Genomic DNA, 15,948 nt, shown 5'->3' on the forward strand with positions numbered 1-15,948 from the left:
AACCGCCGGACGCTACACCGCGGCGCCGGCCAGGCTCCTGCCTGCCGGCCAGCCATGCGGCTTGTAGCGCTGTGCCTCAGACGCGAGGCAGGGGTTCCATGCGCGGTAGAGGTTCTTTGCGGGTGATCTTCCGTGCGCCCGCACCCCGTCGGGGCTCACCGTCTTCCAACCAGACAATGGCGCCCGTTGGACAACGTTCGATCGCCACTGGTGAGGCCAGATCATTCTTGCTGTAGTCGATCACCGCCAGGTTGTTCTCCATGCGGATCAGACCTTCCGGCGCGTCGGCTGCACAGCGCCCGCAGGCGGTGCAGACAACCTCACAGTGGGATTCGGCCTCGTCCTGCGGATCCTGGTTGCGGCAATTGATCCACAGGCGGTGGCTTTCGGGTTGCAGGCTGAAGAGGTCTTTTGGACAGATTTCGACGCAATCACCGCAGCCGGTGCATTTTTCGGCATCCACGATCGGCAGGCCATACCGGTTGAGCTCAATCGCGTCGAAACCGCACTCGTCCTCGCAGTCACCAAGGCCGAGACAGCCCCAGACACAGCCCTTGCCACCGCCGGCGACCAGCGCCGCCGCCCGGCAGGACTTGAGCCCCTCGTAGCGCGCCCGGGTAGCCGCCACGTGGGTGCCGCCAGCGCAGGCCAGTCGGGCGATTAGCCGCTCCTGGTTGCCTACGCTGACACCGAGCAGGTCAGCGATTTGCTGATTCAACTCGGGGGAGTTGACTGTACACCGGGAAGGTTGGGTTTCGCCGTTGATCAGGGCTTCGGCAAACGGGCGACACCCCGCGACCCCGCAGGCGCCGCAGTTCGCCCGAGGCAGCAGGTCCTCGATCTCGTCGATGCGCGGATCCTCGTAGACGTAGAGTCGCCGATTGGCCACGGCGAGCATCGCGGCCAGGAGGATACCCAGGCTCGCCATCACGCCGCCCGCCAGGGCGATCTGTGTCATTGCCGAAGTCACTCGCTGCGTCCCTTCCCGGTGGTGTTAACGGTATTGTGCAGTGAACAATAGCGAGAGGAAATTACCCTTATAGAGGCCGGCAGGTCAAATCCCCCTGCTGGTTTTTTCTCGGCCTGAGCCAGGCTCCCGCGCGGGTCCGGTGCCGTTGTTGATCCCCCATTGCTGGCTCTCTATGCTCTGTCGGCCTGAAATCGCAGTCCGGACCATGAGTCAGCCCCCAGGAGTCGTACATGCCCGATCAATTCCTTACTGGCAATGAAGCCGTCGCACAGGCGGCGCTCGACGGTGCCGTATCGCTGGGTACCGGCTATCCGGGCACCCCCTCCACCGAGATCCTGGAGCGCTTCGACACGTTGGGTGGACGGGCGCAGTGGGCCCCGAACGAGAAGGTGGCGCTGGAGGTTGGCCTCGGCGTCGCCTACGGCACCGCCCGGGCGCTCGTCACCATGAAACATGTCGGCCTCAATGTGGCAGCCGATGCCCTCTTCTCTGCGACTTATACGGGGGTTGCCGAGGGCCTGGTGATCGTCGTGGCCGACGATCCGGGGATGCACTCCAGCCAGAACGAGCAGGATACGCGCCGCTATGCCGAAGCCTCCGGGGCGCCGATGTTCGAGCCCGGCGACAGCCAGGAGGCCTACGACCATACGCTCAAGGCCCTGGAGGTCTCCGCCCGGTTCCAGCTGCCCGTGATCCTGCGCATGACCACCCGGGTCTGCCACTCCAAGGGACGAGTCCGCACCCGCAACGAGCGCGCGCAGGTGCCGGCGCCGCGCTACGAGCGAGATATCCCCGGCCGGGTCATGATCCCCGGCTACGCGCGCCCGGCCCACGTCCGTCTGCGCGAGCGGCTGGCCAGCCTGGCCCGCTCCGAGGTTCCGGCGCAGCTGCTTATCGAGGAGGGCGACGACACCCGCCTGGGGATCATCGCCGACGGTGTGGCCGCGGCGCACGCCCGGGAGGCAGCACCGGGCGCCCGTCTGCTCAAGCCCGGACTCACCCATCCCCTGCCGATTGAGGCCATGCGGGATTTCGCCGCCAAGGTGGACCGCTGCGTTGTCATCGAAGAGGGGGACCCCTACCTCTACACCGCCGCCCGGGCTGCCGACATCCCGGTGGAGGGGAAACCGGAACGCTTCCGCTTTGGCGAACTGAATGCCGACCGGGTCCGACGCATCCTCGCCGGCGACGAGAGCCCGGAGCCGGAACCGGAGGCCCCGGGGAAACCGCCGCGCCTCTGCGCCGACTGCTCCCACCGGCAGGTCTTCCAGACGCTCGCCAAGCATGAGTGCATCGTCGCCGGGGATATCGGTTGCTACACCCTCGGCGTGATGCCCCCCTTCGAGGCGATGGACACCTGCGTGTGCATGGGGGCGAGCATCGGCGTCGGGCTTGGTCTGCGCCACGCCCTGCCCGCCGACCAGGCGCGGCGGGTGGTGAGCGTCATCGGCGACAGCACCTTCGTGCACACCGGTCTACCCGGGCTGGCCGAGATGGCCTACAACCCGCCCGCCACCGGGCACATCCTGCTCATCCTCGACAACGACACCACGGCGATGACCGGCCTCCAGGAGCACCCGGGCACCGGGCGTCGACTCGACCACCACCCGGCCAGCAGTAAACTCCACTACGAGGCGATCGCGCTGGCGTTGGGGATCAGCAACGTCCATACCGTGGACCCGGTGGAGGCCCAGGACGAGTTCGAGCGGCTGTTGACCGACGCCCTGGCCAGCGACGAACTGACCCTGATCGTGGCCCGCCGCCCCTGCCCGCTGGCCAGCCGGCGCCTGGCCGCTTTTCAGGCCGAGCAGGAGTCGTCCTCATGAGCGATCGCCACGGCGTGACCAACATCGTCATTGCCGGGCTGGGTGGCCAGGGGATCGTCACCGGTTCGGACATCCTGGCCCACGCCGCCTTCGCCGCCGGCCACGACGTCAAGAAGAGCGAGATCCACGGCATGAGTCAGCGGGGCGGCTCGGTCAGCAGCGACATCCGTTTCGGCCCCCGGGTGCACAGTCCCATGGTGCCGCACGCCGAGGCCGACTTCCTGATCATCTCGGAGTCGTCCCAGGTCTTGCCCAACCGCCATCGGCTCGGGCCGCAGGGGCGGCTGATCACACCGGACGCGGTCCCGCAGCTTTTCCAGGACGAGTCGTCGCAACAGGCCGCCCGCATGGTGAACGTCGCCCTGCTCGGCGTGCTCAGTGCTCACCTGGATATCGCCGAGGCACACTGGATCGACGCCATCCGCACTCAGCTGCCGGAGAAGCTCCACGAGATGAACCTGCGCGCATTCCGCCAGGCACGGGGCATCGAGGCCCTGTTCGGTACGCTGACCGGCGACTCACGGCCCCGACCCACTCTGTGAAGAGGGAACCCATGCAGAAAGCAGCCGCACCGACCCCGGAACAGCCAGCCTTCAACCCGCGCAGCGCCCCTGATTACCTCCCCGAGCAGCAACTGCGCGAGCTCCAGCTCAGCCGGCTTCGGGCGATGGTGACCCGAGCCTACGAGCGCGTGCCGCTCTTCCGCGAGCGCTGTGAAAAGCGGGGGGTTCAGCCCTCGGACATCCGTCAGCTGGCCGACGTCCAGCACCTACCCTTCACGGTCAAGAACGACCTGCGGGACACCTATCCCTTCGGGCTGTTCGCCAGCCCGCGGGAGGAGATCGTCCGCCTCCACGCCTCCAGCGGGACCACGGGCAAACCCATTGTGGTGGCGTATACCCAAGACGATCTCGAGGTCTGGTCCGAGGTCATGAGCCGCACCTTTGCCGCCTGCGGGGTGCACGCCGGCGACATGGTGCAGAACGCCTTCGGCTACGGCTTGTTCACCGGGGGGCTGGGGGCGCACTACGGGGCCGAGAAACTCGGCGCGACGGTGATCCCGATCTCGGGTGGCAACACCGAGCGGCAGATGATGGTGATGCGCGATTTCGGCGTCACCGCCCTGTGCGCCACCCCCAGTTATTTCCTGCACCTGCTCGAACGCGCCCGCGCCGCCGACATCGATTGGCCCAATTTGCCTCTGCGCGTGGGGATCTTCGGCGCCGAGCCGTGGACCGAGGCGATGCGTCAGCGCATCGAGCAGGAGAGCGGCATCCGTGCCTACGACATCTACGGCCTGTCCGAGATCATCGGCCCCGGCGTCGGCAGTGAGTGCTGCGCCCAGGACGGGTTGCACATCTTCGAGGACCACTTCTACCCGGAGATTATCGACCCGGAATCCGGCACACCGCTGCCGGATGGCGAGGAGGGCGAACTGGTACTGACCACCCTCAGCAAGCAGGCGATGCCGATGATCCGGTACCGGACCCGGGATATCACCACGATCCTCCCCGAGCCGTGCCGCTGCGGCCGGACGATACGGCGGATCCAGCGGATCGGGCGACGTAGCGACGACATGTTCATCATCCGCGGCATCAACGTCTTTCCGGCCCAGGTCGAGACGGCCCTGCTGCAGGTGGAGGGCACCCTGCCCCACTACCAGATCACTCTGACCCGCCAGGGGAGCCTCGACCAGATGGAGGTCGCCGTGGAGGTCACCGAGGCCGTCCTCAGTGATACCGTCGGGGGCATGGAGGCGCTGCAGAAGCAGATCGCCGACGCCCTCGAGCACGTCATCGGGCTGCGGGTCGGCGTCCGCCTGGCGGAACCGCAGACCCTCCCGCGCAGCGAGGGTAAGGCCAAGCGGGTCTTCGATAACCGCGAGGGGTGATCATGAAATTCAGGCAGTTGTCGCTTTTTCTTGAGAATCGACCTGCGCACCTCAAGCAGCCGTGCCGGATCCTGGCCGAGGCCGGGATCAATATACGCACCCTCTCCCTGGCCGACGCCGATCAGTTCGGTATCCTGCGCCTGATCGTGGCCGACTGGGAGCGGGCCAAGCGCATCCTCGAGGAGGCGGGCTGCGCCGTGCGGGTCGACGAGGTGGTCGGCCTGGAGGTCACCGACGAGTGCGGCGGCATGGCCCACGTCCTCGAAGTCCTGGAGGCGGGTGGCCACAACGTCCTCTATACCTACGCCTTCACCTTCGGCGAGGCGGGACGGGCGGTGCTGTTCATGCGCTTCGACGATCCGGACGCAGCGATTGCCACGCTGCAGGCGGGCCGGATCAACGTGCTCGATCCGGTGCACTGGCTGTCCCGCACGAACTGACCCCGGTGACCGGGGGCTGCTCAGCCCCCGGTCACGCTCATAAAACGCGCGACCTGAGAGGGTGGGGTCGCCCCCGGTACGGCGAACTCGTGGCGAGCCGGTTTGCGCTCCGCGGCCGCGCGGATTCCCCCGCGCAGACGGTCCTGGAGCGCTTCAGCGCCGTCCCCGACGCGCAGGATGGCCCGCAGATCGACGGCACCCTCGTGCCCCAGACAGGGCAACAACTGCCCCTCCACCGTCACCCGAACACGGTTGCAGGCGGGACAGAAACACCCGGAGTGGGGCGAGATGAAGCCGACCCGGGTATCGGTACCGACCACCCGCAAATCCCGCGAGGGTCCGGCTGCCGGGCGCGTTTCGGCAAGCTCCAGGCTGTAACGCCGTTCGATCAGCGCCTGCACCTCGGCCGACGCCATGAACGCCTCCCCCCGGTCGTGCCCGGGGCTCGCCCCGAACGGCATCTCCTCGATGAAACTGATATCCAGGCCGCGGGCCAGGGCGAAAGCGACCAGCGAGAGGATCTCGTCGTCGTTGCGGCCGCGCATGGCGACGGTGTTGAGCCGAATCCGCTCAAAACCGGCCCATCGCGCGGACTCGATCCCGTCGAGCACCCGATCAAGCCGTCCGGTACGGGTCAACTGCCGGAAGCGCTCCGGGTCGAGGGTATCCAGACTGATGTTCAGCCGCCGCACACCGGCAGCGCGCAGCTCCTGCGCATGGCGCGCTAGCTGCGTGGCGTTGGTGGTCATGACCAGCTCGTCGAGTCCCTCGAGGCCCCCGAGCCGCCGGGCCAGGGCGAGCACACCGCGCCGTAAAAGGGGCTCCCCACCGGTGATGCGGATCTTGCGCACCCCCAGGCTGACGAACGCCGCTGCGACCTGCTCCAGCTCCTCCAGAGAGAGAACCTCGGAACGGGGTACGAACCGCACCGCATCCCCCATGCAATAGAGGCAACGCAGGTCGCAGCGGTCGGTGACCGACAGGCGCAGGTAATCGATCGGGCGCCCGCTGGCATCCACCAGCGGCTCGGCATCCGCAACCATGACAGCCCTCCCAGCGACGGGGCACGCCCGCCTAGCGCAACCGGAAACCTAGCGTAACCGGAAAACCGCGTACACCGACGCCGCCCCAAGCACCGTAAAGCCGAAGAAACTGGCCACTGGCAGCGGGATCCCGAACAACACCGCCGCTTCGGCGCAATCGGTATTCCCGGTCACCAACTCGATAAGAAACTCCCGCCAGGGCAACATCTGCAGCATGACCTCCGGGCTCATCCCGCAATCCACTACTTCGGGGTTCCACATGACATAGAGATGGCGACCCGCAGCGGCCAGCCCGGCGGCCGTCACTATGATCAGGGCACCGCCCAGAAGCCACCGTCCTCCACGCCCGCGCGGCCAGAACAGCACGCCGAGCAGCGCAACGACCATCAGGACCGCCAGGATGCCCCGCTGGGTCCAGCACAGCGAGCACGGCTGCAGTCCGCCCCAGTGCTCGGCCCCGGCCACGATCACCCCAGCTGTGGCGGCCAGCACGGCGACCAGACCCAGAAGACACCGGCCCGACCCCAGCCATGCGTGCATCTTGCTCATATCCTCTCGCCCTTCACTCCGACGGATGGCTCCGGGGATGCATCCCGTAGCCGGCGATGATAACAGTCCATCGCCGGCCCGACGCCTCGGCCCCAGAGCGCTAGACGGGGTCGCCCTTCACCAACGGTGGCGATGCACCGCCGAGCAGAGGGGCTATCGATGCCGTTCCATCAATCCATGTAGAATCATCCAGTCTTCCAGCCTTCCTGCCACATCAACCAAGAGGATCGATTCATGTACAAGGATTGGGCCAGCACCGCGGACGAGCTCTCTACCCTCTTCAAAGAGGTCCGCAAGGGGCAGCCGGATGTCGCCAAAGGATTCTCGGCCATCGCCCAGGCGGCCACCGCCGACGGCGCCCTGTCGCCGAAGACCAAGGAGCTGATCGCGGTGGCCATCAGCGTGGCAACCCGCTGTGACGGCTGTATCGCCTTCCACACCAAGGCGGCGGTCAAGCACGGCGCCACCCGCGACGAGATCCTCGAGATGATCGGCGTTTCGGTCTATATGGGCGGCGGCCCGTCGCTCACCTACGGCGCCCAGGCGCTTGAGGCCTACGACCAGTTTGCCGCCCAGGGTTAGTGCGGTAAAAAGTCTACTCCGAGATAGAGCGCTTGATTCCCATCAAAACCACGCCGTACGGTAGGGTTGGGCCCGCGCCCCACCGTACGGTCTTTCGGAGTGCATCCTGATCGCATGGAACAACAGATCCCCAAACGCCGAGTGCTGGAACAGTTCGCCGTCATCGCCAAGGCGGTCGGACACGAGTACCGCCTGGAACTCCTGGAGCTGGTTGCCCAGCGCGAACGCAGCGTCGAGGCACTGACGCAGCTGACGCAGCTCCCGGTGGGCAGCGTCTCGCAGCACCTGCAGCAACTCCGGCGTGCGGGCTTGGTCACCGCGCGCAAAGAGGGTAAATACGTCTACTACTCCCTGGCCGACGAGCAAGTGCTGACCCTGATGTCGACCCTGCGCCGGGTCGCCGAGCGCAACATCTCCGAGGTCAACCAGCTGGTCGCGCAGTATTTGGCTGACGACCAGGACCTCGACGCGGTCTCTTCGGCTGAGCTCCTGGAGCGCCTGCAGCGCGACGAGGTCACCCTGATCGACGTACGCCCTCCCGAGGAGTACGCCTCGGGGCATCTGCCGGGTGCGATCAATGTCCCCCTCGAAGAGCTCGAGGCCCATCTGCAGGAGTTGCCGACGGAACAACAGGTGGTCGCCTACTGCCGCGGGCCCTTCTGCGCCCTGGCCCGTGACGCCGTGCGCCGGCTACGCCGCCGGGGCGTCGACGCCACGCGCCTCAATCAGGGCTTCCCCGAGTGGAAGGCGGAAGGCCTGCCGGTCCAGTAGCCGGCGGTCACCAGGTCAGCCACTTACGGCACTCGGTCTCAGCGTCGAGCGCGATGTCATCGGGGGCGACGTGCTCCGGTCGCCACTCCCGTACCTGCCCCTGACACTCGAGGTGCAAAACCGGATACTGCGGCCGCGAGGTCTCGCCGTGGAGCGCCGGAAAAGCGAATGACGGCTTGTGATAGAAGCGACCCTCCACGTTGTAGACGCAACCACTGCCCGAGTCGGTAGCAGCGATCAGCTGCGCCCAGTGCTCGTTGTGCTCCACGATCGCGGCGAACCCCTCGGCATTCAGGACGTCGCGTGCCTGCCACAACCCGGGCAATACAGCGTTCCGGAAGCTCTGCTCCAGCGTCCGCTCCGCCTCGCGGAGCTGGGCGCTCGCCGCTTCAGCATCGGCCGCCTGCGGTTCACCGCTTTTCAGGAGTCGCCTCAACCAGCGTCTCATAGCCGTTTCGACCTCTTTCCGGGGCCGCTGTTCGAATCGCCCTGAGGTGCTCCTCCGCGACGTCGCCGCCGGCGCTCGTCCAGGTAGCGGAGCAACCGCTCGAGCTTCGGCTCGGGGATGGGGCTCGCCAGGTCGGACTGTTGCGCATCGGCACGGAAGGCGGTCCACAGCCCCCATGCCATCAGCACCAGGATCAGCGACAGCGGCAATGCTGCAGCGATGGTGACGGTCTGCAGCGCCTGCAGCCCACCGGCGATCAACAGCACGGCCGCCACGGCGCCGGTCATGCTGCTCCAGAAGATCTTCTGCAGCAGAGGCGGATTGGGATTACCGCCGGAAGCCAGTACGTTCATGACCAACGCCCCCGAATCCGCCGAGGTCACGAAGTACCCCACCACGACAGCCGTAGCCAGCGGCACGGTGATGGCAGCGAGGGGCAACGCCTCGAGCATAGCGTAGAGCGCCTGCGGCACACTCTCTTGGACCACCGCGGAGATGCCGGCGCCCGCCTCCTCCAGGTGCAACGCCCCAGCACCGAATGCCGTCAACCAGACGAAGGTGAACAGCGTCGGCACCAGCAGAACACCGAGGATGAACTCCCCCACGGTCCGCCCCCGCGACACCCGGGCGATGAACATGCCCACGAAGGGGCACCACGAGATCCACCATCCCCAGTAGAAGAGCGTCCAGTCGGCCTGCCAGTCGGGGCTCCGAAAGGCGTCGGTGCGGAAGGTTAGCTCTACGAGGCCGTCCACGTAGTGACCGACGGATTCAAAGAAACCAGCCAGCACCAGCCGGGTCGGGCCGGCAATGAGCACGAACAGCATCAGCGCCGCCCCGAGGAACAGATTCGCGCGGGAGAGCAGCCGGATGCCGTTGTTCAGGCCGCTAACCACCGAGAGGGTCGCCGCGCCCATGATGGCGATGATCAGCCCGATCTGGTGCGTCAGCGACTCTTCCAGCAACCCGACTCGCGCCAGCCCGGAGTTGACCTGCATCACCCCGAGCCCCAGCGAGGTCGCCACCCCGAGCACCGTCCCGACCACCGCCGCCGTATCCACGGCGTCACCGATGACGCCGTGGATACGCCGCCCGAGCAACGGGTAGAGTGCCGAGCGCAGAGACAGTGGCAGGCCGTGGCGGTAGGAGAAGAACGCCAGCGATAAAGCAACGGTGATATAGATCGCCCACGGGTGCAGACCCCAGTGGAAGAAGGTGACCTGCAGCGCCTCCAGGGCCGCATCCGGCGTACCGGGCTCGGCCCGCGGTGGCTCGGCGTAGTGCATCAGCGGCTCGGCGACGCTGTAGAACAGCAGGCCGATGCCCATGCCGGCCGAGAACAGCATGGCGAACCAGGACAGATAGCTGTACTCGGGGTAGGAGTCCGGCGGCCCAAGACGCAGCCTGCGGAAGTCGGGACGGAGCAGCACCACCAGGACGAAGCCCAGCAGGAAGGCGACCACGCCGGTGTAGACCCAGCCCAGCTCCACCGCGATGAACGTCTGCAGCTCGGCGATCCAGTCGCCCACCGCCTCGGTCCACACCGCGGCGCTGACCACCAACGCCACGACCAGGGCCGCGGCCGGGAGGAAAACCCTAGCGTACACCCCGCCCCCGTGAGGTCTGCGCCCCGTCACTCCGACTGTTGCACCCCGCCATCCGACTCCCGCTCCCAGTCCATGCTCCGACGCACCGCCTTCTGCCACCCCCGGTAGAGTCGGTCCCGCTCGTCGTCCTCCATGGACGGTTCGAAGACGCGTTCCGGCGCTGTCTGGTGCGCCACCGCCGCCTGATCCCAGATGCCCACGGCGATACCCGCCAAGTAGGCGGCGCCCAGGGCGGTCGTCTCAATGACCGGTGGCCGCTCGACCCGCACGCCCAGCAGATCGGCCTGGAACTGCATCAGCACGTTGTTGGCCGCCGCTCCGCCGTCGACGCGCAGCGCCTTAAGGGGGACTCCGGCATCACGCCCCATGGCGTCGATCACGTCCTTGGTCTGATACGCCAAGGCGTCGAGGGTAGCGCGGGTGATGTGCTCCTTGCGCGTCCCCCGAGTCAACCCGAAGATCGCCCCCCGGGCGTACATGTCCCAGTACGGCGCGCCGAGCCCGGCGAAGGCGGGTACGACGTAGACGCCGCCGGCGTCCGGTACCTTGCCGGCGAAGTACTCCGAGTCCTCCGCCGAGTCGATCAGCTTCAGTTCATCGCGCAGCCACTGGATGGCGGCACCGGCGATGAAGATTGCCCCCTCCAGGGCATACTCCACGCGTCCGTCGATGCCCCAGGCGATGGTGGTGAGCAGCCCCGACTCGGAGACCGCAGGCCGCTCACCGGAGTGCATCAGCAGGAAACAGCCGGTGCCGTAGGTGTTCTTGGCCATGCCCGGCTCGAAGCACGCCTGCCCGAACAGCGCCGCCTGCTGATCACCGGCGATGCCGGCAATGGGGATCTGCGCCCCGCCGAGCATCTCCGGGTGCGTGGTCCCGAAGCTCCCGCACGACGGGCGCACCTCCGGCAGCAGCGAGCGTGGGATATCCAGTGCCTCCAGGAGGCCTTCATCCCACGCCAGACGATGGATGTCATAGAGCATGGTGCGCGAGGCGTTGCTGTAGTCGGTGACGTGGCAGGCCCCGCGGGTCAGGTTCCAGACCAGCCAGGTATCCATGGTGCCGAACAGCAGCTCGCCCTGCTCGGCCCGCTCGCGCACCCCCGGGACGTTGTCCAGCAACCAGCGGATCTTGGTCGCCGAGAAGTACGCGTCGATCACCAAACCCGTGGTCTCACGGACCTGTTGTTCCAAACCACGCTCCTTGAGCGACTCGCACAGGGGGGCCGTGCGCCGGTCCTGCCAGACGATGGCGTTGTGCACCGGCCGCCCCGTGTGGCGGTCCCAGAGGACGGTGGTCTCGCGCTGATTGGTAATGCCGATGGCGTGCAGCTCGGCCGGCTTGACCCCATGGACCTCGAGGACCTCGCGCACGACACCCATCTGTGCCCCCCAGATCTCCATGGCGTCGTGCTCGACCCAGCCCGGCTGAGGGTAGTACTGGGTCAACTCCTTCTGGGCGACCCCGACGATCTGCGCCTGGTGATCGAAGAGGATGGCACGGCAGCTGGTCGTGCCCTGATCGAGGGCCAGGATGTAGCGCTGCTGCATGGTTCGACTCCTTCCACTGTGGGCTCTGGTGGAGCCACCGACCGGGCCGTTGCCCCGATCATCGCTACCCAGCGCACGATTGCAAAGAGGTCCGTGTGACTTTGCCGCTGATCTTCGCTTTCTTGGTAGGGTGCATGGGACGGGCACCTACTGCCGACGGCGCAACCAAGGAGAGAGCTGGATGAGCGGACGGACCCCCACGGGCCTGGAGCACCCCTACGACCTGATCGTCATCGGTGCCGGCATCAACGGCGCTGGCATCGCGCGGGATGCCGCACTGCGCGGGCTCCGGGTGCTGGTCCTGGAGCAGGACGACATTGGGGGCGCCACCTCCGCCTGGAACAGCCGCCTCGTCCACGGTGGGCTGCGCTATCTCGAACACGCCGAGATCGGGCTGGTTCGCGAGTCCCTGCGCGATCGCGAGATCCTGCTGCGCACCGCTTCTCACCTGGTCACCCCCCTGCCCCTGCTCATCCCGCTCTACGCCGGCCAGCGGCGAGGTCCCGGCCTGGTTCGCATGGGCATGCTCGCCTACGATCTGCTCTCCTTGGAGAAGAGCCTACCCTGGCACCGGATGTATGACCGTGCCACGCTTCGCGCGATCGAGCCCAGTCTGGCCTCGGAAGGCCTGCTCGGGGCCGCCCGTTACTACGACGCCCAGGCCACCTTTCCCGAGCGCCTGACCCTGGAGAATCTGCTCTGCGCCCGCGCGAACGGCGCCACGGTCTACACCCACGCCCGGGCCCGCCGCGTGCATCGCACAGCAGAGGGCGGAGACGTCACCGGGGTAGAGATCGAGGATCGCCTCACTGGCAAGACCAGCCACGCCCGCAGCGGATCGGTGATCAATGTCGCCGGCCCCTGGGTCGATCACCTCCTCGGCGCCACGGCCGCGGTTTTCCCGCGCCGCATCGGCGGAACCAAGGGGACCCATATCGTCGTGCCCCCGTTCCCCGGGGCTCCGGGTCACGCACTCTACGCCGAGGCCGCGCAGGATGGCCGTCCCTACTTCACCCTGCCCTGGAATGGCCTCTACCTCATCGGCACCACGGACACCCGCTACGACGGGGACCCCGGTGCGGCGGAAGCGACCGAGGGGGAGATCCGGTACCTGCTGGAGGAGACCAATCGCCTCATCCCGGGCGCCGGGCTCACCCGCGATCAGGTCCTTTATGCGTACAGCGGCGTTCGCCCGCTGCCCTACGTGGCCGCCGGGGATACCGGGGCGATCACCCGGCGCCATCTGATCGTCGACCACCGCGACCACGCCCCCGGGCTGTGGTCGGTGATCGGCGGCAAACTCACCACCTACCGCCACTTGGCCGAAGAGGCGATCGAACGGATCGGCCGAAGCCGCGGCTGGCCGCTGCCGCCCTGCCCGACCCGGCACCGCCGCTTGCCGGGGGCCGAGATCCCGGACCTGGAGACCTTCGGCCGCCGCTTCGCCGCCGCCAACGGCCTGACCCCGGCCCTGGCGAAACGGCTGGTGGGTCTCTACGGGGTGAACGCCGAAGCGATCGCCGAGCGCATGGCCGACGATCCTCGACTGCGGGAGGTCTTCAGTCCGCAGACCGGGGCTGTCGCTGCCGAGCTGATCCACGCCTTCGAGGCGGAGATGGCCGAAACCCTCACCGACGCCCTGATGCGCCGCACCATGGTGGGGCTGGGGCCGTCTGCGGGGCTGGATGCCGTGGAGGAAGCGGCCCGCATCGCGGGCGAATGGCTGGGGTGGGATCGGGCCCGCGAGGCGGCCGAGGTCGAAGGGTTTCGGGCCTACATCGCCCGCCTGCACCCGGGTGTCGCACCCTCGACGGGCTAACGCGCAGGGCCCGGCCGGTCGGCCTCCTGCCCCGGGGCGCGCTGCTGAAGCCGCCGGGCCCGGATGCGGAGCACAGTCCAGACGATAGAGAGCGCGGCGGCCGGCAGGGCGAGCCAGCGCAGCGCCTCATGCAGCGGCAGCTCGTCCGCCACGTTCCACCCTGGGGCGTAGAGGCGCGCCGCCACCGAGGCACTCAGCAGGGTAAAGGTAAGGACCGTGGCGGCGTAGTAAGGCTCACGCCGGCGCACGCCAGCCGCCCCGAAGGCGGCGACGTGGGCCAGAAAGATCAGCAGCAGTGCGGTCAACCCGTGATCGGACATGGCAGCGCGTCCCTTCTCGCTGAAACCGACGGAGCGGTGCCCATCATAGCCCGGCCCACCCGGCCCCGACCACGCCCTACCCAGGCCACTGCATCGAGGCAAAGACCGATCAGTCGCCTTCGGCCCCTGGCTCGAAGTCCAGCTCGGCCAGCTCGCCGAGCACCGCACTGGCGATGTTGGTCAGATGGGCGGCCACGCGCTTGTAATGGCGTGCCAGCAGCGAGTACGCCACGGCCTCGTGGAATTCGATCTCGCCCTCGTCCTCGAACAGCTCCTCGATAAGCTGATCACAGCGCCGCTGGATCTCCCGCGCCTGATCCCGCCGGGCTCGGGCCGCTTCTTGCTGATCCGGATCCCGACAGGCGAACGCCAGGGTCCGGAAGATGCCGCCCAGCTCGCCCTCAATCTCCTCGAGGGGCTGGTGGTACTTGGCGACGTGGAACCCCCGGGTATAAAAGCGCCCGATCTCGAAGACGTTCTTACAGTAATCACCGATCCGTTCCGCGTCCCGGGAGACACTGAGCAGCGCCAGACAAACGGGCACATCGTAGCCCGGGTTCACCGTCAGGTGGCGGAGGAGCTTGCGGCGGACGGAGCGCTCGCGGGCGTTGATTCGGCGATCGCGCTCGTAGATCGCCTCCTCGGCCTGCTCGGCGCTGACGCGGCTGTGCAGAACCTCGTTGGCACGCTCAAACATCCACGCCCCGTCCTCAAGCATGGCCTCGAGCTCCACAAAGGCGCGGTCGATGGCCGTCTCTTTGGCAAAGGCACTCAGGATCTCGCGGAACATCGCCATCTCCGATGGGGGCGTTTATCGGTGCATGAGCAGCAACTCGGTGACCGCCAGGCCGAGGAGCGGCAGCACCAAGAATACCAAGAACAGGAACAGGAACGCGTACGGCATGCTGCGCCCGGCCAGACGGCCGTACCAGCTGGCCATGCGGATGGGCACATAGCGTAGCGGGTACCAAATGGCCGTGCCCAGCAGATTGAACAGCACATGCACAAACGCCACGGTCAGCGCGGCCGATACCGGGTTGGCGGTTGCTGCCAGTACGCTGGTCGCCGTGGTGCCCAGGTTCGACCCCATCATAAAGGGCAGTACCCGCCGCATCGGCACCACGCCGGCCCCGGCCAGGGGCACCATCAAGCTGGTGGTAATGGTACTCGACTGGACCATCACGGTGGAGACTGCCCCAATCCCGTAGGAGCGCGGATCGGTGCGGAAGAAGTAGCTGCGGAACAGCCCGTCCATGTGCCGCAGCAACGCCCCGCGAAGGTTCTTCACCATGAGCACCAGGGCGACGAACATCAGCACCAAGCCGCCGGCGGCCACCAGCAGCCCCTCGGCGATCTCCGTCGACGCCAGCGTACCCCCCCCCGACTCGAACAGCCCGACGATGGGTGCGGTCACCACCCCCACCGGACTATCCGGCCGGGCTACCTCCGGGAGTCCGACCAGATTGGCGAGCCAGGCAGCCGCCTGGGTGATCACCCCCCGCCCGCTCTCGGCGATCGCCGAGGTGATCCACTCCAGGGGGAAGAGCACGGCCACGGTCAGGATGTTGAAGAAGTCGTGCAGGAGGGCGGCGGTGAACGAACGCCGGAAGGTCCGCCGGATGCGCATGTTGGCCAGCGCCACGAGGATGGCGGTGACCGAGGTGCCGATGTTCGCTCCCATGATGGCGAACACCGCCGTACCCAGCGTCATCTCGCCGGTCGCCACCAGGGTGACGATCAGCGCCGTGGTGAACGAGGAACTCTGCACGATGGCCGTAACCAGCACGGCACCGAGCAGCGCGATGAAGGGGTTCTCGCCGTATTCGAAGGCCCGGACCAGGAAGTCGCTGGCCTCCCCGAAGGTCCCAAGTCCGGAACCGATGACGTTCAGCGCGGCCAGGAAGAGGTACAGACAGAGCCCGGCATAGACTCCGCGCAGCCAGGCCGGCACCTCCCGCTGCCGGACCGCTGCCGAGTCCGCCCCGGCAGCGGAGGCTGTTTTGCCTTGTGCCATCAGCAGGTCGCCCCTGTAACCATGACAGTCGCCCGACAAGCACCGAGAAACCCCGCGGCCGGACGGGGCGTAAGCTGCCCACCCGGCTCATGACAGTCAAGTTACAATTTCATTGCAG

At 67.4% G+C, this 15,948-nt stretch carries 16 protein-coding genes; 7 read left to right on the top strand and 9 right to left on the bottom strand.

Annotation, left to right across the window (positions count from 1 at the left end):
* Window positions 1-76: 76 nt before the first annotated feature.
* Window positions 77-958, bottom strand: coding sequence for an RnfABCDGE type electron transport complex subunit B (locus HHAL_RS00360; RefSeq protein ID WP_011812885.1), 882 nt, complete (start codon window positions 956-958; stop codon window positions 77-79).
* Window positions 959-1,200: 242 nt separating this feature from the next.
* On the opposite strand from HHAL_RS00360, the gene HHAL_RS00365 reads away from it, so the two are divergent.
* From HHAL_RS00365 to HHAL_RS00380, 4 genes are read left to right on the top strand one after another with little or no spacing between them, the layout of a single operon-like run.
* Complete coding sequence (locus tag HHAL_RS00365) at window positions 1,201-2,796, top strand: thiamine pyrophosphate-dependent enzyme (protein ID WP_011812886.1); 1,596 nt, start codon at window positions 1,201-1,203, stop codon at window positions 2,794-2,796.
* A complete protein-coding gene (locus HHAL_RS00370) occupies window positions 2,793-3,338 on the top strand; it encodes an indolepyruvate oxidoreductase subunit beta (protein ID WP_011812887.1) in 546 nt (181 codons plus the stop codon). The genes HHAL_RS00365 and HHAL_RS00370 overlap by 4 nt, the downstream gene beginning before the upstream one ends.
* An 11-nt stretch (window positions 3,339-3,349) precedes the next feature.
* On the top strand, window positions 3,350-4,687 hold the full coding sequence (locus tag HHAL_RS00375) for a phenylacetate--CoA ligase family protein (RefSeq protein WP_011812888.1): 1,338 nt from the start codon (window positions 3,350-3,352) through the stop codon (window positions 4,685-4,687).
* A gap of 2 nt (window positions 4,688-4,689) precedes the next feature.
* Entirely contained in the window at window positions 4,690-5,127 is a 438-nt protein-coding gene (locus HHAL_RS00380) for an amino acid-binding protein (protein ID WP_011812889.1), read from the top strand.
* 20 nt (window positions 5,128-5,147) lie between these two features.
* Here the strand turns inward: HHAL_RS00380 and moaA are convergent, their stop codons facing one another.
* Entirely contained in the window at window positions 5,148-6,170 is a 1,023-nt protein-coding gene (moaA, locus tag HHAL_RS00385; RefSeq protein ID WP_011812890.1) for a GTP 3',8-cyclase MoaA, read from the bottom strand.
* 48 nt (window positions 6,171-6,218) lie between these two features.
* Entirely contained in the window at window positions 6,219-6,719 is a 501-nt protein-coding gene (locus HHAL_RS00390) for a disulfide bond formation protein B (RefSeq protein WP_011812891.1), read from the bottom strand.
* 234 nt (window positions 6,720-6,953) lie between these two features.
* Here HHAL_RS00390 and HHAL_RS00395 point away from each other — a divergent pair, with 234 nt between their 5' ends.
* The gene (locus HHAL_RS00395; RefSeq protein WP_011812892.1) at window positions 6,954-7,301 is read left to right on the top strand and encodes a carboxymuconolactone decarboxylase family protein; all 348 of its coding nucleotides are present in this window, start codon (window positions 6,954-6,956) and stop codon (window positions 7,299-7,301) included.
* 114 nt (window positions 7,302-7,415) lie between these two features.
* Window positions 7,416-8,072, top strand: a complete 657-nt coding sequence (locus HHAL_RS00400; RefSeq protein WP_011812893.1) for an ArsR/SmtB family transcription factor — start codon at window positions 7,416-7,418, stop codon at window positions 8,070-8,072.
* Between the two features lie 7 nt (window positions 8,073-8,079).
* Here HHAL_RS00400 and HHAL_RS00405 read toward each other — a convergent pair whose 3' ends face one another.
* From HHAL_RS00405 to glpK, 3 genes are read right to left on the bottom strand one after another with little or no spacing between them, the layout of a single operon-like run.
* Window positions 8,080-8,520 (bottom strand): hypothetical protein, encoded by a 441-nt coding sequence (locus HHAL_RS00405; RefSeq protein WP_011812894.1) that lies wholly within the window; start codon window positions 8,518-8,520, stop codon window positions 8,080-8,082.
* On the bottom strand, window positions 8,517-10,127 hold the full coding sequence (locus HHAL_RS00410) for a BCCT family transporter (RefSeq protein WP_144446055.1): 1,611 nt from the start codon (window positions 10,125-10,127) through the stop codon (window positions 8,517-8,519). Before HHAL_RS00410 ends, HHAL_RS00405 begins: the two co-directional genes overlap by 4 nt.
* A 26-nt stretch (window positions 10,128-10,153) precedes the next feature.
* Window positions 10,154-11,677: a glycerol kinase GlpK gene (gene glpK / locus HHAL_RS00415; RefSeq protein ID WP_011812896.1), complete on the bottom strand. Its 1,524-nt coding sequence runs from the start codon at window positions 11,675-11,677 to the stop codon at window positions 10,154-10,156.
* Window positions 11,678-11,858: 181 nt separating this feature from the next.
* On the opposite strand from glpK, the gene HHAL_RS00420 reads away from it, so the two are divergent.
* On the top strand, window positions 11,859-13,496 hold the full coding sequence (locus tag HHAL_RS00420) for a glycerol-3-phosphate dehydrogenase/oxidase (protein ID WP_011812897.1): 1,638 nt from the start codon (window positions 11,859-11,861) through the stop codon (window positions 13,494-13,496).
* Here HHAL_RS00420 and HHAL_RS00425 read toward each other — a convergent pair.
* From HHAL_RS00425 to HHAL_RS00435, 3 genes are all read right to left on the bottom strand, one after another.
* The gene (locus HHAL_RS00425; RefSeq protein ID WP_011812898.1) at window positions 13,493-13,816 is read right to left on the bottom strand and encodes a hypothetical protein; all 324 of its coding nucleotides are present in this window, start codon (window positions 13,814-13,816) and stop codon (window positions 13,493-13,495) included. The two genes, HHAL_RS00420 and HHAL_RS00425, sit on opposite strands and share 4 nt — an antisense overlap.
* A 109-nt stretch (window positions 13,817-13,925) precedes the next feature.
* Window positions 13,926-14,606, bottom strand: coding sequence for a phosphate signaling complex PhoU family protein (locus HHAL_RS00430; protein WP_011812899.1), 681 nt, complete (start codon window positions 14,604-14,606; stop codon window positions 13,926-13,928).
* 21 nt (window positions 14,607-14,627) lie between these two features.
* Window positions 14,628-15,830, bottom strand: coding sequence for a Na/Pi symporter (locus HHAL_RS00435; protein ID WP_011812900.1), 1,203 nt, complete (start codon window positions 15,828-15,830; stop codon window positions 14,628-14,630).
* Between the last annotated feature and the right edge of the window lie 118 nt (window positions 15,831-15,948).

The organism is Halorhodospira halophila SL1 (genome assembly GCF_000015585.1).
GTDB classification, from domain to species: Bacteria; Pseudomonadota; Gammaproteobacteria; order Nitrococcales; family Halorhodospiraceae; genus Halorhodospira; species Halorhodospira halophila.